General features: G+C 55.2%; 14 protein-coding genes. 5 read left to right on the plus strand and 9 right to left on the minus strand.

The annotated features are described in order from the left end of the window. Nucleotides 1-102: 102 nt before the first annotated feature. Genes BUB22_RS10610 through BUB22_RS10620 form a run of 3 tightly spaced genes read left to right on the plus strand, consistent with a single transcriptional unit; the run spans nucleotide 103 to nucleotide 5,260 of the window. A complete protein-coding gene (locus BUB22_RS10610; RefSeq protein ID WP_073115105.1) occupies nucleotides 103-1,983 on the plus strand; it encodes a CHC2 zinc finger domain-containing protein in 1,881 nt (626 codons plus the stop codon). Next, on the plus strand, nucleotides 1,983-3,185 hold the full coding sequence (locus tag BUB22_RS10615) for a glycosyltransferase (protein ID WP_073115106.1): 1,203 nt from the start codon (nucleotides 1,983-1,985) through the stop codon (nucleotides 3,183-3,185). The genes BUB22_RS10610 and BUB22_RS10615 overlap by 1 nt, the downstream gene beginning before the upstream one ends. Nucleotides 3,186-3,205: 20 nt before the next feature. Beyond that, nucleotides 3,206-5,260, plus strand: a complete 2,055-nt coding sequence (locus BUB22_RS10620) for an LTA synthase family protein (protein ID WP_175547283.1) — start codon at nucleotides 3,206-3,208, stop codon at nucleotides 5,258-5,260. Here BUB22_RS10620 and BUB22_RS10625 read toward each other — a convergent pair. The 9 genes from BUB22_RS10625 to BUB22_RS10665 all read right to left on the minus strand — a co-directional run bounded on the left by BUB22_RS10625 (nucleotide 5,257) and on the right by BUB22_RS10665 (nucleotide 17,491). Then, the gene (locus BUB22_RS10625) at nucleotides 5,257-5,913 is read right to left on the minus strand and encodes a hypothetical protein (RefSeq protein ID WP_139258965.1); all 657 of its coding nucleotides are present in this window, start codon (nucleotides 5,911-5,913) and stop codon (nucleotides 5,257-5,259) included. The genes BUB22_RS10620 and BUB22_RS10625 overlap by 4 nt on opposite strands. 358 nt (nucleotides 5,914-6,271) lie before the next feature. Then, entirely contained in the window at nucleotides 6,272-8,920 is a 2,649-nt protein-coding gene (locus BUB22_RS10630; RefSeq protein ID WP_073115109.1) for an efflux RND transporter permease subunit, read from the minus strand. 93 nt (nucleotides 8,921-9,013) lie between these two features. Next, nucleotides 9,014-11,032 (minus strand): LTA synthase family protein, encoded by a 2,019-nt coding sequence (locus tag BUB22_RS10635; RefSeq protein ID WP_254794724.1) that lies wholly within the window; start codon nucleotides 11,030-11,032, stop codon nucleotides 9,014-9,016. Nucleotides 11,033-11,104: 72 nt separating this feature from the next. Then, nucleotides 11,105-12,355 (minus strand): glycosyltransferase, encoded by a 1,251-nt coding sequence (locus BUB22_RS10640; protein ID WP_073115111.1) that lies wholly within the window; start codon nucleotides 12,353-12,355, stop codon nucleotides 11,105-11,107. After that, nucleotides 12,352-13,389 carry a glycosyltransferase family protein gene (locus BUB22_RS10645; RefSeq protein WP_073115112.1) on the minus strand — a complete coding sequence of 346 codons (1,038 nt, stop codon included), beginning with the start codon at nucleotides 13,387-13,389 and terminating at the stop codon, nucleotides 12,352-12,354. Before BUB22_RS10645 ends, BUB22_RS10640 begins: the two co-directional genes overlap by 4 nt. A 25-nt stretch (nucleotides 13,390-13,414) precedes the next feature. After that, on the minus strand, nucleotides 13,415-14,143 hold the full coding sequence (locus BUB22_RS10650) for a phosphocholine cytidylyltransferase family protein (RefSeq protein ID WP_073115113.1): 729 nt from the start codon (nucleotides 14,141-14,143) through the stop codon (nucleotides 13,415-13,417). Next, nucleotides 14,140-15,174, minus strand: coding sequence for a pyridoxal phosphate-dependent aminotransferase (locus BUB22_RS10655; RefSeq protein WP_072808800.1), 1,035 nt, complete (start codon nucleotides 15,172-15,174; stop codon nucleotides 14,140-14,142). The genes BUB22_RS10650 and BUB22_RS10655 overlap by 4 nt, the downstream gene beginning before the upstream one ends. Before the next feature lie 59 nt (nucleotides 15,175-15,233). Continuing rightward, nucleotides 15,234-16,043, minus strand: coding sequence for a LicD family protein (locus BUB22_RS10660; RefSeq protein WP_073115114.1), 810 nt, complete (start codon nucleotides 16,041-16,043; stop codon nucleotides 15,234-15,236). After that, a complete protein-coding gene (locus tag BUB22_RS10665) occupies nucleotides 16,043-17,491 on the minus strand; it encodes an oligosaccharide flippase family protein (protein ID WP_073115115.1) in 1,449 nt (482 codons plus the stop codon). Before BUB22_RS10665 ends, BUB22_RS10660 begins: the two co-directional genes overlap by 1 nt. Nucleotides 17,492-17,621: 130 nt before the next feature. On the opposite strand from BUB22_RS10665, the gene rpiB reads away from it, so the two are divergent. Both rpiB and BUB22_RS10675 read left to right on the plus strand, forming a co-directional pair. Next, on the plus strand, nucleotides 17,622-18,059 hold the full coding sequence (gene rpiB, locus BUB22_RS10670) for a ribose 5-phosphate isomerase B (RefSeq protein ID WP_073115128.1): 438 nt from the start codon (nucleotides 17,622-17,624) through the stop codon (nucleotides 18,057-18,059). Between the two features lie 82 nt (nucleotides 18,060-18,141). Continuing rightward, the gene (locus tag BUB22_RS10675) at nucleotides 18,142-18,636 is read left to right on the plus strand and encodes a hypothetical protein (RefSeq protein ID WP_143151854.1); all 495 of its coding nucleotides are present in this window, start codon (nucleotides 18,142-18,144) and stop codon (nucleotides 18,634-18,636) included. The last annotated feature ends 19 nt before the right edge of the window (nucleotides 18,637-18,655 follow it).

The following is an 18,655-nucleotide window of genomic DNA, read 5'->3' on the forward strand; positions in this document are numbered from 1 at the left end:
ACAAAACTTGGAGTAAACAATTCGCCTTTTTTAGGCAGAAAATACTAAATCCAGCATAAGACCGGTGCATTTTCTTATTAGATTTTCATTGAGAGGTTTTATATGGTCGTCGATCAAGAACACACCGGTATCATGCGCAAGAAGACTCACCCGCGGCAGCTGGGCGTACCCCTGAACCGCTGGGGCCGTAACCTTATTTCGTGCTGTCCGTTCCATTCGCCCGAAGAGACGTCGTTGTTCTTCTACGACGCGCTGGGCTACTGGCGTTACCGCTGCCTGCAGTGCGGCAGCGAAGGCGACCTGGTCGAATTCGTGATGCGCAGCCGTTTCAACGGGCTCGAAGAGCCCGCCGCCCGCGCCGAAGCCATGGAATTCCTGGGAGCCCAGGAACACGAGCAGGACAGCGACCCCGACGAACATCCGTGGATTAAGGAAATCGGCGGCGAGAAGTCCCGCGTGCTCGAGAACTTCGTACGCTACTGCCACTGGGCCGCCTGCAAGAGCCCCTCTTCCGCTGAATTCTTCGAGAGCCGCGGCTGGAGCATCGGCCAGGCACAGCTCTACGGTCTCGGCTACTACAGCGGCGACCCGGAACCCTTCTACAGCTACTGCATGCTTTCGGGCATCGAGCGCCACCAGGTATCGTTCTACCTCGACAACCTCGAGGCCTACCACGAACCGCGCATCACTATCCCGGCACGCAACTCCAAGGGGCTCATCCACTCCGTGTACGGGCGCTCCATGGAAGATGACGGAGTGCACAACCCCTACATCTCGTACGCCTCGGGCCCGGTCGACATCCCGTTCAACATCCAGCCCGACAACGACAACCCGATTATAGTGGAAGGCATGTTCGATGCTCTGACCGCAGACCTCGCGGGCATCCCCGGCGTGGTATCCACGATGTACCAGGACCTCACGATGAGCCACCTGTACAAGCTCAAGGCTTGCGGGGCAAACTCCGTGACCCTCATCCTCAGGCGCGACGCGAACCGCAGGAGCCAGGAATACCGCATCCAGGACTACCTGAAGATGGCGGAAACTCAGGGGCTCAAGTTCAAGTCCATCGTGCTCCCGAAAGACGAGACGGTAGACCTGCTCGTGCGCAACTACGGCGCAGACCACCTGCTGAACCTCATCAACGAGACGGAAGAGGATACGGTCCACACGCACCGCCGTTCCATGCTGCTGCAGGACATCAAGGAGAACTTCGACACTGCGATGGGCTGCCCGCCCGACGAAAGCGTGGGCTACCCGCTCAACACGTTCCCGCAGCTGTCCAGGGATATCGACGGCATCCAGTCCGGCATCTTCTACGTGTCGTCGAACCCGTTCAACCTGAAGACTTCCCTGCTCTCGAGTTTCGCGCTTGACCTCATCGAGACCAACAAGGAAATCAAGCTCATCTACATCGCGCTCGAGACGCCGCGCCGCCAGATATTCGACCGCATGGTCGCGATGCTCACCGGGCTTTCGGTGCTCGACGTGCGCAAGAAGAACACGGACGAAGAGGTCAACGCGAGGATTCTTGAGGCGACGCGCGCCCTCATGGGCTACGTGCGCGACAACCGCCTGGAAATCTGGGAAGACCAGCCCTCGTTCGACAACAAGGAACTGCTCGCCACGCTCAAGGAAGAACAGCGCGAACACGCGGGCCTCGTCGTGATTATCGACGGCATCGACCACTTCAAGGTGACCGACCGCCCCGACCTCGCCGACATCCACGAGAGGCGTTCCTCCGTAATGCTCGACATCTACAAGACGCTCGACATCCCGCTGTTCATCGGCGGCGAGATTGTAGACGAGAACGGAGCGCTTATCGCGCCGCGCGCCTACCTGCGCGATTCCGACGCCATCTACTGGCTTGAATCCAAGGACGGCGAACTTGCGCTGAATGTCAATTCCAAGCGACTCGGCAACAACAACTTCTACAACGGCAAGCTCTCGATAGACCCGCAGTCCAACCGCATCCAGGAAGCCTGATGTTCACCATCGTGGACTTCAACAACTTCTGGAGCCCCTCGGGCGGCGGCGTGCGCCGTTACCACCTGCAAAAGATGGCGTTCTACGAAAAGCTTGCAAGCACGAGCCCTGAAGCGGGCGTGCTTTCCGTATTCGTGATGCCCGATTCCAAAACGTTTACCGAAGTCAAGAGCAAAAGCCTCGTCATCGAGCACGTGCAGGCGTTCAAGTTCCCGGGTAACTGGGAATACCGCTTTATCTGGAAACTCTCGCAGGTAGAGCCCGTACTCGCGAAATACAAGCCCGATATAATCGAGGTGGGTTCGCCCTATATTCTCCCGACGGTAGTGCGACGCGCGGCAAGGCGAGTGAGCCCCGAATCGAAACTGGTCGGGTTCTGGCACGCGGACTTCCCCGTGACCTACGTGGGCCGCCCCGTCGCGAAAAAACTCGGAGTGGGTCTCGGCACGTTCGCCCGCAAGGAAGCGTTCTGGTACGCCCGCAAGGAATTCAAGGGATTCGACTGCATCCAGGCATCCTCGAAGGAGGCGATGGCAAGGCTGCGCAAGAACAACCTGCCCGACCCGCGGTGGATTCCGCTGGGATGCGACATCGAGATGTTCTCGCCCACAAAGCGCGACGAATCGCTGGTTGCCGAACTCAAGGCGGGCAATCCCAAAAGACTCACGATGTTCTTCCCGCACAGGCATTGCAACGAGAAGGGAATCGACCTCGTACTCGGGGCCTACGACATTCTCACGCAAAAGCTCGGGCACGAGCCCGCCATCGTATTCGCGGGCACGGGACCGAGCCTCCCGCTTGTCGAAGAAGCGGCAAGCAAGCACGAGCATATCCGCTACATCGGGTTCGTGAATTCCATCGACGAGATGGCGCGCTACTACGCGAGCGTAGACCTGGGGTTGGCACTTTCGGGCTGGGAGACCTTCGGGCTCTCGATTCTTGAAAGCATGGCAAGCGGGAACGCGCAAATCGGGGCCTCCGCGGGGGCCGCATTCGAGCACGTTACCGAAAGCGGTGCGGGCATAATCCTCAAGGAGCGCACGCCCGAAGCGCTCGCCGACGCCATCGTGGAACTCTACCACAGCGATATGGCGGCCATGAAGCAGAAGGCCCGCGCATACGCCGAAAAGTTCAGCTGGAACGACTGCTTCAAACGGCAGCTGGATCTCTATAGACAAATTTGTAACAAAGGCCAAGTATGAAACCGGCTTTTTTAAACGTATTGAAGAAAATAGGGGCTAGTGTCGCCCCTCTGCAGAACCTCGTGCTGATTTCACTTGCGGCATGGGTCACGCACATCATTTTGCGCGTACTGCTCCTGTTCCGCAGCAACCCCTACGGCTTCCCGTTCGTCTCTAAGCCGGACTGGTTCATTTTCCATGCGGTGTGCATTGACTTCATGTGGATTGTGAACGCCCTCGTGGTATTCCTGATTCTGGGCGGAATCGCTGTCCGCATCGCTAGCGGCTCTAATGCAATCGGGACAGGGAATGCCGCCACCCGCAGAGTCGCGGTAGTCACAAAAGTCACGACCATTCTCTACGCCGTCTTCCATACCGCAATTTTGCTCCTGACGCTTCTGGACAACGAGACGCAGCGATTCCTGGGCGGTCACCTGACTTTCGGGCTTGTGGACACCTACAAGGACACGTCCTCCATCATCGTGTTCTACGACTACGTGGCAAACGACCTTTCTGTACCATACCTGCAGTTTGTGGTGTTGGCTCTTATGCTCCCGCTAACATACGGTGTTTACAAATTGCTTTGCAAGTGGTACCGTTCCCGCGAAGGCTTAAGCGAGAATCGCTTCTACGTCAAGAAATCCGTCATCGCGATGCTCATTTTCTACATCGCCTCATACCTGTTTGTTTACTTTATCTGGACAGGAAACGCCCGCATGACGAAGCTCCGTCCGGTTGTTTCGCTGATTTATAACGACCTGTTTGTTGCAAAAAAAGCGAGCGGCCTTACAGACGCCGACCTGGGCACTTATCGCACGGCCTACCAGAACCTGTGGCAAAAAATCGAGGGCGATTCCGACTGGACCTTTACAGACAGCGACGCGGGCAACCACCTGCCACTCTATCGCGAACCGACGCAGGCCCTACTCCAAAGCGAAAAGCTCCAGGCCCAGCGCGAAATGCAGCCGAATTTTATATTGGTGCTCATGGAATCGCAGCGCGGGCGCAATACGGGCTACATGAACCCGCAAATCCAGCCCTCGCCCACGCCGTTCATGGATTCGCTCGCGGCACATTCCCACGTGTGGATGCGCATGCATACGAGCGGCGTGCCCACTACCGGCGGCGTACTCTCGACGCACATCGGCATTCCGCACCATTCCAGGCTCGCGCAGGCAACAGACCTCGCGCACGTAACGCTCCCGAGCTTTGTGCAGGTACTGACAGAAAACGGCTACAGCACGCATTACATGTCCGCCGCCGACCCCGCCTGGGATAACCTGGGCGTTTGGATGTCCAAGTGGTACACGCAACAGCATTACAACCGCGAACGCGAAGACGATTCCACCTTCATCGACAACGCGATTGAATACGTGCGCGACACGCTTTCTAAAGAAGGCAAGCCCTTCCTTGCAACGCTCATGACGCGTTCCAACCATTACCCGTTCAACTTTGCCGCGGGCATGACCGACGAAGAAAAGAGCCGCCCGCTGCAGGAGCGCATCAACGTGACCATGGGTTACGCCGACAGGCAAATCGCCCGCTTTATTCGTGCAGTCGAAAACGAGGAATGGTACAAGAACACCTACGTGATTATCATGGCCGACCACGGATTCCCCCTGGGTGAAAACGGCGTTTCTACTATGAACGGCGGCGGATTTTCGAACGTGAGCTGGATTCCGTTCTTTATTCACGGGAAGGGGCTCGATGCCGTCCGTGACACGACTCCTGCCGCTCAGATTGACATCGCGCCCACCGTGCTTGAACTCGCCGGCTTTGCCGTGCCGAATATTTTCATGGGGCATAACTTGCTGCGTGGTGGTTCGACAGGCTCACCAACCGCGGAGGATTCCGTGCCCGAACCGCTCGCAGGCCTTTCCCTCGGGGCGTATTCGGGTTATGCCGCCATCGGGCTCGACGGTTACCGCTTTATCGCGAAGTACCCCGCCCAGGACGAGACGCACATCTTTGCCGACAGCGACACCCGCCAGGAAAACGAGCTCACCGGCAAGTTGCAAAATGAAGAAGGCCGCCTTTCTGCGACCCTCGATACATTGCTCAAAATTTCGGATTACTCGCTCGAACGCGGGCTTTAAATTCTAAACGCGATGCCGCCACTCATAAAGCCGCGATAGCCCGCGCCCAGCTCTGCGTAAACGCTCACATACGGGAACAGGAATTCCAGACCCACAGGTGTCAACTGGACAGAAGGCAATCCGACGCTTTCCAGCCCGCTGTCAAATTCAAGCAAGGCTCCGACGCCTATGCGACTGTATGGCCTTAAAAAATCAAAGAGCGTAAACCAGTTGAACTTGCCCTCGACCGCAATGTGTAACAGGTGGTGGTCCAGGAAATCGCCCGCCTTACAGTACATTTCATGGTCGGTGCCTTCGCAAACGCTTTCATAGGAACTGTAGTACTCGTAAGAGGCCGCAAGACCCGCCTCAATATGAGGGGTAAAGACGTAGCGTGCGCCTAGGCTCGCTACCGCATAGTTCGTTTCAAAGTCAACTTCGTCGGGAACGTCGCATTTCCCATTATTGCAATAATCGAAATCTTCCAGCGATCCGCCCAGAACGGCAAGGCTTGAGTAAGTCGCAAAGCCGCCACCCACGTCAATGACAAAGCGTTCTTGAGGAATTGATTCCCCGGCAAGAGCCGGAACAGCGAACAACGCCGCAACTAGAATAAGATATTTTCTCTTCATGTAGAAGAAAATACAAAATAAGTAAACAGTAGAAAAGTTCACGTTACGAGAAAAAATACCGTTTAAAGGAAACCCGCAGGGACTAACAGTCACAAGGGTTTCCTCCCGCCACACACTTTTTTGTATATGCGACATGTTTTTTTGCGAAGTAGCATACCCGCTTGTGAGCAACAAGCGCCCAGTATTAACTGGGCGTGGTTGCAAGAGTGAGCACAAACCAGAATGTTTATTCAAAGTTTTAGTGCGAACGAATCGCTACGGAACACTTGAACAAAGTGATCGTGTGAGCGTGCGGGGCATGCACGAAGCCAACAAAAGAGATCCCCACCGAGGTGGCCATGCGCACTAAGCACTAAAGTGCTAAGTGCTGTCCGCCCGCCTATGCGGGGATGACACCAATTTATTTCTTTTTCAACCAGGCACCGCACAAATACATCGTAAAGATGATGCTTGTGACAAGGAACATGGCGATGCTGATGCATGCGAGGTCGCCGATGCCCTTCAGGCCGCGGTGCGTCGTGAACAGGAACCCGACAAAGCCCGCGATGGTCGTGGTGGAACTTGCCATCACGTTACGGCCGGTGGTATCCATCAGTTGACGGAGCGTCAGATTCTTGTCGCTCATCCACGAGGTAATCATGTGAATCGTGGAGTCGATTCCGATACCGAGCGCCATCGGGATAACAATCACGTTGTAAATGCTGATCTTGCCGAATTCAAACATGTCGGTGAGGAACCCGAGAAGCCCGAGGGTGAGGAGTGTTCCCATGCCAAAGGAAATACAGCCTGCCAAGAAGAGTTTCGGCTTGCGGAAAGAAATGACCAGCGTACCGAAAATCACGAGAATAATCACCAGCGCAAGCCTGAAGCTATCCTTCTTCACGGAGTCGATCACGTCGGAAAGAATGAACTGCGAGGAGAACGTGCGCAGGTCTTCGCCGTCAAAGTTCCAATGGCCGTAGCGTTCCTGGAATCGGTGCAACGCGTGGGCATCCCAGCTCGGGAAGTCACCGTAGATAAAGCCGATTTTCCCATAGCTGCCGTCCTTTTCTCGCAACAGGTCAAGAGTCCAGCTCGGGACATCTTCGGCGGTAAAGGTTTTCTCTACAGAGGATAGCTTGCGCAGGTTCGCAATATTCACGGAATCTTCGCCCTCGGCACGATCAAACACGCGGGCCTCTACAAGGTCGCGGATTTCTTCGATGATTTCGAGGCGGGCTTCCTGGGAATCTTTTGGCGGAACGAAACTCTTGAGGGTGAGGAAACTTCCGAGGGTTGAATCGTGTTCCACGTGCAGGCGCACCATCAGCGTGTCATAAAGTTTGTCGAGCTGTTCGGGCTTGCTTCCCATCACGGCGGCCGGTGTCGACGTTACCGCCTTGCCCGTAGCACGCGTCACCTTCGTAGAAATCTTGTTCTTCGAGGCCGATACGTTCGTCGAGACGCGACGCAGGTTACGGAGGTTGTGTTCGAAGTCCACATCCTGTGCAAACCAAATGGAAACTGCACCAAGCGCAAAGCTCGCAAAGGCCGCATACTTGAAGAACTTGAGGATTTTCGCCTCGCCCCAGGACTTGGGCAACAGGGAATTTTCCGGAGCCTTCGGGATACCACCCATGCACTTGATAAAGACGGGGAGCACAAGCACAGAGGTAAGCATGCTGAAGAATACGCCTACGGAGGCCACCACGCCGAACTCATAGAACCCGCGGAAGTGCGCAGCGAGAAGAGTCAAGAAAGCAGCAATCGTCGTGAAACTTGCGAGCAAGAAGGGCTTGAGCATCTTCCTCTGGGCGTGTTCCAGCACTTCTTCAAGGGTGGCGTATTTGTGCAAAAGTTTCTGCGATGTTCCCAAGATGTGAATCGAGTAGTCGATACCGATGCCCAGAATGATGGAGGCGACAAACACCGTGAACGGGTTCAGCTTTCCGTAGAACAGGGCCGTAAACGCAAGCGTCGGGAGGCAGGCGTACAGCACCGAAGCAGTCACCAGAATCGGGCCCTTCACGCTCCTGAAGAAGAAAATCGTGAGGAAGATGATAAGCACCAGGCTGATAGCGAAGGAGAAAACGGAATCGTTGGCCACTTCATCCACTTCCTTGAGGCCCTCGTAGGTGCCTTCCACCGTAAAGCGTGTGGGCACCGGGTACGTCTTGCTGCTGAAATAGGCAAGCAGGGAATCGGTGCGGGCCAAAATATGCGTCACGAACTCATAGTCGGTGGAAGGCTTGATGAGCTTCGCGTTCACCACGCCGTTGTAGAGAATCTTCCCGGTACTATCCGGGCGCGGAGAACCGATCAGGCGGTTCTTGAGTTCAGAAGGAATCGTCGACTTGGAATCCCATTCCACTTCTTCGTTCGAGGCGGCCTTCGCATCGATTGTGTCGCCCTTGGATTTCTTGAAGAATGCGTCAAAGGCACTCACCGCCTCGTCAGGGAGGCCGAGTTCCTGCGGCAGGTTCTCGTCAAACCACACGCGTTCCTTTTTCGCGGGCGCCGCAGCCACTTGCGCGGAGTCAGGTCCCTGAGCCTGCCGAAGGGACGAATCAGTCGAGGCGTCGTCCAGCAAATCCACAACGAGCGGGCCGTTCTTGCGGCCAATTTCCAGTTGCAAATCCTCAAGGTTGTTGCGGATATTTTCGAGGTGCTTTACCGGCAGGTAAAGGAGCGCGTTGTCCTTGAAAAACTGGTTGTCGTTATCGACCTGGGTAGAAACGAAGTCACCCTGCCAGTTCTTGTGGATGTAATCGGCAATGGAATCCTGCAGGGCCACCACCAGGTTCACGTCTTCGCTCTGGATGGCAATCATGAACTTGTCGGTGGAACCGAAACGCTGGTACGATTCCTCGAGAGCCTTCACGCTCGGGGTGCCCTCGGGCAGCAGGTGCGAAAGGTCGGCATCTAGCTTAAGGCCCGGCTTAAAGAGAATGGGAACCGCAAAAAGAACCGCCAAAATCAGGTAGAAGGCAAGTGCCTTGTACTGGTGCCTGCAAATCAGCGGAATGTACCAATTGGAAAATCTTTCGGGAAGTGATTTCTTGTTAGCCATAAAAGGCAATATAATAAAAAGGGCCGCATACGGCACGGTATGCGGCGCAAGTTATTGATAATCGGTCAAATACTGGCGATAGGGGGTTCTACCCTACGGCATCATGATGTCGTTGCGGAGCACAGAACGAACGACTCTGGCGGCACCCACCGCCTTCTTTTTCCAGGCAAGGTCGCTTGCATCCGTCGTGAGCGCATACGGGGATTCGCCTCCCGTGCCTGCTCGGTAAACGTCCTCGTTCTCGAGGCCTCCGGTAAGAACGTGGTCGCGAAACCCGAGGTAGTAGGCGTTCTGCGAGAAGAATACTGACGGCTGTTCTGCAGGGCGCTCCTGAGCGAGCAAGTCATAACCCCAGAAATGATTCGGTTCACGCACCTGCGCAAGGTCAAAGATGGTCGGACCTAAATCCAGTTGCGACGCGACATCCTCGCGAACGGTAAGCCCGTTAAGGAGCGCGGTATCCGCCGAGAAAATCCCGATGAAAATCTGCGATGCGGAAAGCCCGAGCGGTTGCGGGACCATGTAATCCACGGAATCCACGGGAGTGTCGTGGTCCCCCAGGATAAAGACAACCGTATTCCCGAAATCGGGGCGGGCGGAGAGAGCTTCGAAGAATCGCCCGAGTTGCTGGTCGGTATAGCGAACCGCGTTCCTGTAACGCGCCATCGCGTCGTCCGGTTTTGCGGCATACACATCGGGATAACCGTAGAACGGAATATGCGAAGAAATCGTGTTGAATGAAAGTTCCCACGGCCTATCTGCCGGCATTTTCCTGAGCACGTCAATCGCGAGATCCACGCCCAAACTATCCGCAGTACCTTCCACCTTCTCCTCGCCTATCAGGTGCCAATCCTTATCGAAGAACTTCTCGATAAAGGGCAAAGTGTGGTCGAAAATCGGGTTCGAAACCGTCACATACGCCCGCTGATAGTTTGTCAGGAATTCGGGCCAGCCCTTGAACTTGTTCGCCGCATAGAAACTAGGCACGTCGCGGTTCGGGTGCGAGGGGAACCCCATGTAGGTCGCCATCGTGCCGCGCACCGTCGGGTAGCCGCCGCTAAAGGCGTTCTTGAACCATAGGGCTCCTCCCTGCGCATTGCCGGCGGAATCCTTTTCGAAGTAAGCGCCATTTGCAAGTTTCCAGATGTTCGGCGCCACGGCGGTATCGCCTTCGAGCATCTTGTTGAATATACGGCCCTTGAACGATTCGCCCATGATGAACACGATGTTGTAGGGCTTTTTCGCCCTGTATTCATGAGCCGGAGCGCTACGGTACATCGGGAGTTCCAGGGCATCGCTGCGACCCGCCGCAAAGTTCTTCGGCAAGAAGGCATCCAAATCGCCGACAAGTTCCTCGGTAATCTTCGCGTTGTCATGAATGAACTCGAAAGTCTCGACCGCGGCAATGTGCAGGATGGGCGCCGTAAGCGTATGCTTGCCGAGCGTAAACCGCATATCCACCTTCGTGTGCGTCACCGGGATTTCAATCCACCCGCGCGTGCCCGTAAGGAACAGCACGAGCGGCACCAGCGAGAGTGCCATACCTACGGCAAACATCACGCCGGGAACCTTACGGGAAGCGGGCTTCCAGGCGCCATTGCGGTTATCGAGCACGAGCGTCTGGCGGCGTGCGCGCAGCCGGAGCGTATAGGCGACTACAAAGGCAAAGCCACCCGCAAAGCAGAGCACGACCATCGAAACCCAGAGCACCGTCCCGAGCAGGTCGCCACCCAGCGTAGAAACCGTAGTGGCATCGGTGATATTCGAGATGTGGAAATACGTGCGCAGGAAGGAATAGGAAAGGCGCTGGTGCGAAAAACGAAAAACATCGTAGTCCGCGACTGCAATAAAGAAGTAGAGCGCATAAAAGACGGCAAGCCCGCGGGGAGCGCGCGCAAATCCGAAGAGGCCCGCCATGGCAAGCACCGCGCCGAACGCCATGAAAATCTGCCAGAGGGTCTTGCCCTCGAACATTTCGGCCATCGAGAGCCCCAGCGGGTCGGGCAGACTATAAAAGAAAATCAATAGCACGCTCTGCACCAGCAGGGCAATGAGCGCCATTGCGAGGAAGGGGTTCTTTAAACAAGAAATTATTTTATCAATCAGACGCATAGGCAAAAACAAAGGAAGATCCCCGCCTTGGTTCGACTTCGCTCACCACAGGTCGCGGGGATGACACAGGAATCAACGTTTCAATATAAAATCTACAGCCTTTTCCAAATCCTCGGCCTGGCGGGCGTGAACCTGCGCGTAGCGTTTCGGGGCGCGTTCTGCAAAATCCGCATAGATGCGGGCGTCGAGCAGTTGCACCAGGCGGTTCTTGATTTCGCTCACGGAATACGGGTCAAAGAACAGCACCGCATCGCCGCAGACCTCGGGAATGGAAGTCGTGCCACTCGCCGCTACGGGTACGCCATAGCGCATGGATTGCACCGGCGGGTAACCAAAGCCCTCGTTCAAACTCGGGAACACGAACGCATACGCATTCTGGTGCAAGAATTCCAGTTCCTTGTTTTCCACATAGCCAAGAAGCACAAAGCGGTCCTTGTGCTTGAGGTGGCGCAGGTAGGCACGCGCATTCGTAGCGCCGGTAATGACCATCTTCATGTCAAGCGGCTTGCCCTGTGACTGATACATGCCCACCAGTTCATCGAACGCTCGGGCGGCGCGCAGGTTATTCTTTTCCCAGCGGGCTCCGCTCGTGAGCAAAAAGTATTTTTTCGCGACAACTCCCGGCGGTAAGAAACCTTCGGGTTCATATTCCGTCATCGGGCTGTAGAACACCGGAATTTCCAGGTCCATGAGTTCCGGGAAGAACGCCTTGATGGAGGCGCGGCTGTGCTCGCTCACCGTAATGGTACGCACCTTGCGACCGTCCGGCCCCAAAGTCAGCGACTCCGCCATGCGCCGCGCCAAGTCCTGGTACTTGGGCTTGTAGAAATACTTTTTCCAGCTTTCGCGGTAACGCACCAGCGCCTCGAACTTTTGCCCGAGTTTCTTGGCAAAACCTACACCCGCCCAGCTGTACTGCATTTCAAGTGCACGCACGCCGTGCCAGGTAAACACGAAGTCCTTCACGTCTATCGCCCACTTCTTTTCGAGCGAATAGAGCGGCGTGTAGAAGGTATCAATCTGGTTTTCGTCAATAATCTGCTGCGGTGTTTTTTCGCTGATATCGAACAGGGGAATGTTCTGCGTTTTGCACGCATCGAGAATCGCCGGGTCCAGGTACTTGCGACTATCGTAAGCGCAAAAGAGTGACAACGATGCATCGGCCACTTCGGCTAGTTCGGCAGGCTCACCAACCGGCTCAGTGACCTTGCCATAAAGACGCTTCACCAGCGCCCAGAAAATCACTTCGCCGTAACTTCCGCCGCCGTGGAACTTGGCGCTATGAATCGGCTGTACCGCCACCAGATTGAATAGCAGGTTCACTTGCAGCCCCCGCGATTATCCTTCCCGAGAAGCGTTCCCAAAATTCTCAGCGGAAACACGAGGAACGGCATTTTCTTGTAAATCCACGCGAGCGACTTCGCAAAGGCGTAGCTGCGGATAATGTAGGCGCCAGCCGCCCCCACCTTACGGGTCTGGAATTCAAACTCTTCCTTGGCGTGGGCAATCACGTCGTCATAATACTCGTTGATGGTAATGCTCTTGTCGGCATTGACCTTCACCGGAATGTTCTTCAGGTTGGTATAGAAGTCCTTGCGCAAAATCTTGGGCAAGAACAAGTCCATGCTGGCAGGCACCTTGTGGCCGCGGGTATCGATGATGCGAGAACCGAAGAAATGCAGCACCTTCGCAGTGGGCAAGAAACGGTTGCCGTAAGCCAGCTGGCAGTTCCAGCCGCCGGGCATTTTCTTGGTGATGTAATTAAACTTGAAGTTCGTCTCGGCGAGGCTCGCCATGTCGTACGGGAAGTTCTTCGACACGCAATAGAGCCACAGTTCATGCCAGGTTTCGAAGAACTTGCGGGCTTCGGGAGTGTCAGCGGCAAACATCACTCCCCCGTTAAAGATTTCGTCGTTCAGAATCGGCGAGAATCCCATCATCTTCGCGTTGTTCAAGACCTTCTTGCGGTTAATCGCCTTCGAAAGATTCGTATGGAAATCGAGCACCGCATAGATGCCGCCCTTCCATTCTTCGGGAATCGAGAGGTCGCCCACAATCGCAATGTCGGAATCCATGTACAGGAAGTCACCGTCGACCACATTGCGCATGACCGTCTTGAGGTAGCGGGAACGCAACATGAGCGTAAACTTTTCGTCGAGGGTCAGCACCTTCAGTTCGTCAACCGCGTCCTTCAGAGCCGCGCGCGGGCCGGTGAGGGTCGCAGCCGTCTTGTCGTCGGTCAGGAGCGTCACGAAGGCGCCCGGGTTATGCACCCGCAAGGAGGCGATGGCTACCAGCGTCTGTTCACAGAAAAAATCCTTCGGGGAACTGGTCAGGACAAAAAGGTACTTGGTCATGGATTACATCCCCCAATCAATCTTGCTAGTCCAGCGGAATCGTGGACTTCGCGTTTTCAAAATCTTCTACCGTATCGAGCTCGCACGAGAAATAGTCCGAGGCATCCCACACGGTGTAGGTATGGCCCTGCGGAATCAGGCGCTCAAAGGCGAGTTCGTAGAACGTGTTTTCCAAATGCTCCACGTTCATCATCTTTTCAAGTTCGGCATAGAGGGCGGTAGAATAGGCCGCCCCGATCTTCTCGATGCCGAGGCTTTCGCCTGCAGCAGCCTTCGGGGAGCACGTCTTGCTGATTTCGGAAATGTTCCCGTCGGCACCAAGCACCACCTTCATCTCTTCTTCGCCCAGCTCATGACGGATGAGCGTAAGCACGTTCGCCGCCTTGGATGCAAGCACGTTCTTTACAATCTGCGGATCGTAAAGCAGGTCGCTATCGAGCAGCAGGAATTCCTTGCCCGCGACAGCCTGGCCTGCAAGCCACAGCGAATAGATGTTGTTCGTGGAATCGTAGAGCGCATTGTGAATGAAGGTCACGCGAATGGAATCGCCGTAATGGTTCTTCACGAAATCTTCAATCAAGTGGTTCAGATAACCCGTCACAATCACGAAATCGCGAACGCCGGACGCCACGATTGCATCCATGGAGCGTTCCAAGAGGGAACGGCCCTTCACGTCCAAAAGGCACTTGGGCGTGTTATCGGTGAGCGGGCGCAAGCGCTTCGCCATTCCGGCAGCAAGAATTACGGCAATCATACGGCAGCACAACGCTTGATGGTGTCGACCACCACCTGAATCTGTTCCTTACGGCCAAGCGTAATGCGCAGGCAGTCTTCCAGGCCCTTGTCGCTCATGAACTTGATCTTGTAATCCTGTTCGGCCATCGCCTTCTGCAAGGCTTCCTTGATGCGGGTCGGGTACTTGATAAGGATGAAGTTCGCAACGCTCTTGTACACCTTGAACCCCGGGAGGTTGCCAAGTTCCTTCTTGAACAGCTGGCGGTCCCATTCCATTTCGTCGGCGACCTTGCGGTAGTGATCTTCGCTTTCGATGGCGGCCATGGCCACCGCTTCGCTAAAGCGGTTGTAGCCCAGGTACTTGTTGGCGTAGCTCAAGAACGATTCGTGCCCCTTGCCCATAAAACCAAAGCCCATGCGCAGTCCCGGAAGTCCAAAGAACTTGGAAAGCGTGCGGGAAATAATCAGGTTCGAATACTTGTTCACGAGCGGAGCGATGTAGGCCGTATCGGTCGTGATAAAGGAAGCGTAAGCCTCGTCAATCAGCACCATCGTATCGTTCGGGATATTTTCCATGATGCGGCCGATTTCGACCGGCGTAAGGCAGTTGCCCGTCGGGTTGTTCGGCGAAGCGAGCAAGAGCATGCGCGGGTGAATCTTGTTGGTGAGCGCAATGACCTCGTCCACGTCGTAAGCGAAGGTATCTTCCTTTTCGTGCAGCGGGTACATCTCGAAGGAACCGCCACATTCACCGGCGATGCGGTTGTAGTACCACCACGAAAATTCCGGAATCATGATGGTCTTGTTGTCACCCTTCATGAGGTAGTAATGGACAGCGTTCTTCAGGATGTCTTCGCCACCGTAACCCAGCAGCACCTGTTCTTCGGGCACGTTGTAGATTTCGCTGAGTTTTACCGAGAAGATGCTCTTTTTGCCCTCGTCATAGATGCGGGTGTAGAAGCAGAGCAGTTCAGGGTCAAAGTTCTTGACGGCATCGAGCACCTTCTGCGAAGGCTTGAAGTTGAATTCGTTTCTGTCCAAGTAGTTCATGTTTTACCTTTGTGGGGCTTGTACCCCGATTCAAAACCTTTTTAAATATAAATTTTTCCTTATTTCCACCACACATCAAGCCCGTGATTGTAGCGTTTTTCTTCGGGCGGAAGCTGCATGTAGTCGCGGTAGAAGAGCGACAGGTAGTAATCGTAGTTCCTGTAACCGCTAAACTTGCGGTTCTCGAACGGGTAGTCGACCGTTTCCGCAATCTTTTCCAGGTCCAGAATGCGGTCGGTTTTTGTGTCGAAGAATAGCGTTGCAACATGGCCCGAATGGGCTGTCGGGTAGCGGCGAATCACGCGTTCCACATAGCGGCAGAAGCGTTTTTTGCCCACAATACAGGCCACCGCATAGAAGAACCGCTTGTACAGAAGCGTCCAGGCGTCGTAACCCTTCGACTTGAAGTCGGTCGTAATGGCGAGCGTAATCACGCGCAAAAAACTGCAGTAGAGCACGAACGCCTTTTCGAAGAACCTCGATTTCGGGAGTCCGTCCAGCGGGAAGATATCGACCCAGATTCCCATCTCGCCCTTGTGGCGTTCCATCTTGACCGTAGTGCGGTTGTCGTATGCCTTTGCAAACGGGTAGAAGTAGCCGTCGCAGGTATCGTCGACCAGCGTGAGCCATTCCTTGTGGCCCGCCGCATTCTTGTCTTTCAGGATGGCGATGAGTTTCTCGTAATCTTCGCGCAACATGCAGATATCGATGTCGTCGTCCCAGGGAATGTAGCCCTTGTGGCGCACCGCGCCGAGTAGCGTACCGTAGGCAAGGCTATACTTCAGGTTGTTTTCCTTGCAAATGCGGTCAATCTCGTCCAAAACAGACATCTGGATTTCGCGACATTCCTGCTGTTCAATCTTCTTCATTATTCAGCCTTCCCGCTAGTAAGTTTTTCCCTATCGGCATCCATTTTCTTCTTCACGATTTTCCAATAGATACCGAGCAACGCGAGAACCGCCAGATAAATTCCGCCCTTTTCAACAAGCGAAAGCTCCGGCTGTTTCACGTTGAGCATTACATAGAAAGTAATCAATCCCACAATCCATGCGACCTGCGACACAAGCCGTACGGAATATGGCCTGTAGCCCATCTTGATAAGGTAGATGTTGTTGCAGATAATCGCCATGATGTTGTAGCCGAGCATCGAGAGGGCCGCACCCACGAGCCCGAGCGCAGGAATCAGGAAGTACCCGAGCGCAAGAGCCACGCCCAGCGAAATCACGTCCATAATCAGGGAGTACAGGCTCTTGCCCATGCCGTTCAACACCACGATGGACATGCCGCCAAAGCCCGCGACGAGATGCACCAGCAGGAGAATCCCGAGCGCCTCGGGCTGCACGATGAAGTCCTTGCCCGCGATAGAAAGAATTTCGCCCGGGAACAGCACGATGAAGAACCCGATAAGCAACTGGATGAAGGTAACCATGAACACGCAGTAGCTGTAGACAGGCTTGAGATCGGTCTTGAGGCGCTCCTTGTCCATACCCGCGACAACCGGAGTGAGGATAGGAGTGAACCCCACGCGGATTGTCTGGAGGGCGTTCGAGATGGTGACCATGATACCGTAGGCACCCGCCTTCTCGGGCCCGAGGAAGAGCATCACCAGCCAGAGGCTAGAGCGCGTGAGGAACGAGGAAACAAACTCGCCGAACCCGAGCGGGAGCGAGTAGAGCAGCAGGCCCTTCGACACGAGCTTGCCCGGATTCATGGGCATCTCGGGGAACTGGCGGCGCACCAGCACAAAGTGCACGCAGAAGCCCACCACCTGCCCCACCAGCAGGCCCAGCGGGAGCGCATGCGGGATTCCCATGAAGTGGAGCGCGATGGAAGTCGCGGGCGCGAGCGTCACCGTCAGGAACGAATTCACGAACACGGCATTCTGCGGACGGCGGTTGCCTTCGGAAGCAGTACTGAAAACGTACGTGCCCACGTAGAACAGGAGCGAGACCGCGTACCACGGGAGTTCATTCGAGATATACGGGGTAAACGACCCCACGAAAATCACGCCGGTGCAGAATAGCGCGATGGCGGCGGCAATCCAGAACGATTCCATGATGCCATCGTGTGCAGGGCGGCCGTTCAACTTGTTCTGCGGCAGGTACCAGTAAAGCCCCTTGTCGAGCCCGAGGGTTGCCGAGTGCGCGATGGTGAGGAGGAGCGTCTGTGCCGAAACGAATATACCGAATTCTGCAGCGCCAAAAATGCGCGCCATCACAAAGGTCAATAGCGGGCCGCAAACCTTGAGGATAGTCCCCACAACGTTCACGATCATCGCCTTCTTCAGGAACTTGCTGTCGGTCTCTAGATTGCCCATAACTGGCCCAAAAATAGATTTATTTCGCACCGGCCCCCAACCGTTTTGAGCCATAATCCGACGAATTATCTATATTGCCCGATAAAGTTCGCAGATGCGTACTTTTCCACTCGTAAACCGGGAAATTATCATGTTCAAGACCATCGCTATCGGCTGCGACCACGCCGCTTTCGAATACAAGGAAAAACTCGTCAAGTTTCTGGAAGGCAAGGGCTACAAAGTCCTCGACATGGGCACCGATTCTACGGAATCGTGCGACTACCCGATATTTGCCGACAAGGTCTGCAACAAGATTACCGGCAAGGAAGCGGACTGCGGTATCCTCATCTGCGGTACGGGCATCGGCATGAGCATGGCCGCCAACAAGCACAAGGGCATCCGCGCGGCAGTCGTCGGCGACCTCACCTCCTGCGAATTCACGCGCCTCCACAACGACGCGAACGTTCTCTGCATGGGGGCACGCATCATCGCCTACGCGCAGTGCGAAGTTTTCGCGACCAAGTTCCTCGAGACGGAATTCATGGGCGGCAAGCACAAGAAGCGCATCGACATGTTCGAGCCGGCATAGTTTTAGGCCATTTTTGCCTAATTTGAGCAATTTACAGATTTTTCGTTCACTTTCGCGCTTTTTTTGCTAAATTAACTAACGTATGGTGCAGTTCAGTCAAACGTCATGGCAAGAGTTCTCGCTTCCGAATGTATTGGAAACGCTTCAATATGCTCCCCTGAACTTGACTATCGGCAAGAGCCCGCTTCTCCATTACATATTCCCTAAAGAACTTGCCGCCGGTGCAACAATCAAGTACCAGCTGCAGTTCGGCTTCAGGGTCATCAGGTGGACCGGCATCATCAGTTCGGTCAAGGACAACCAGGTGACGGTGCGGCTGGGCCAAGGCCCGTTCCGCGGGTTCACCGCCAGCCACAAGTTCGTACCCGAAGGGCACATGACCGCCTGCTACGACGAATTCTCGTTCCAGGGGTTCACGAACATCCCCGAAGAGACTTTTGCGAGCATAATGGCTAACGCAAGCGTAGTTTACGGGATATACGCCCGCAAGGACACGCGCGACATAGTCCTTTCCGTAGAATCCCAAAAGAAGACGCAGGCATTCGAATCGCTCGACCTGGGTGCCACGGCGGGTTAAGCCCGCACCGGGGGTTCCG

Source organism: Fibrobacter sp. UWCM (assembly GCF_900129735.1).
Taxonomy (GTDB): domain Bacteria; phylum Fibrobacterota; class Fibrobacteria; order Fibrobacterales; family Fibrobacteraceae; genus Fibrobacter.

What these genes read in the sequence shown, in the direction of transcription:
- BUB22_RS10610 (WP_073115105.1), top strand. Translation starts at nt 103, where the DNA reads ATGGTCGTCGATCAAGAACACACCGGTATCATGCGCAAGAAGACTCAC.
- BUB22_RS10615 (WP_073115106.1), top strand. Translation starts at nt 1,983, where the DNA reads ATGTTCACCATCGTGGACTTCAACAACTTCTGGAGCCCCTCGGGCGGC.
- BUB22_RS10630 (WP_073115109.1), bottom strand. Translation starts at nt 8,920, where the DNA reads ATGGCTAACAAGAAATCACTTCCCGAAAGATTTTCCAATTGGTACATT.
- BUB22_RS10635 (WP_254794724.1), bottom strand. Translation starts at nt 11,032, where the DNA reads ATGCGTCTGATTGATAAAATAATTTCTTGTTTAAAGAACCCCTTCCTC.
- BUB22_RS10645 (WP_073115112.1), bottom strand. Translation starts at nt 13,389, where the DNA reads ATGACCAAGTACCTTTTTGTCCTGACCAGTTCCCCGAAGGATTTTTTC.
- BUB22_RS10650 (WP_073115113.1), bottom strand. Translation starts at nt 14,143, where the DNA reads ATGATTGCCGTAATTCTTGCTGCCGGAATGGCGAAGCGCTTGCGCCCG.
- BUB22_RS10655 (WP_072808800.1), bottom strand. Translation starts at nt 15,174, where the DNA reads ATGAACTACTTGGACAGAAACGAATTCAACTTCAAGCCTTCGCAGAAG.
- BUB22_RS10660 (WP_073115114.1), bottom strand. Translation starts at nt 16,043, where the DNA reads ATGAAGAAGATTGAACAGCAGGAATGTCGCGAAATCCAGATGTCTGTT.
- BUB22_RS10665 (WP_073115115.1), bottom strand. Translation starts at nt 17,491, where the DNA reads ATGGGCAATCTAGAGACCGACAGCAAGTTCCTGAAGAAGGCGATGATC.
- rpiB (WP_073115128.1), top strand. Translation starts at nt 17,622, where the DNA reads ATGTTCAAGACCATCGCTATCGGCTGCGACCACGCCGCTTTCGAATAC.
- BUB22_RS10675 (WP_143151854.1), top strand. Translation starts at nt 18,142, where the DNA reads ATGGTGCAGTTCAGTCAAACGTCATGGCAAGAGTTCTCGCTTCCGAAT.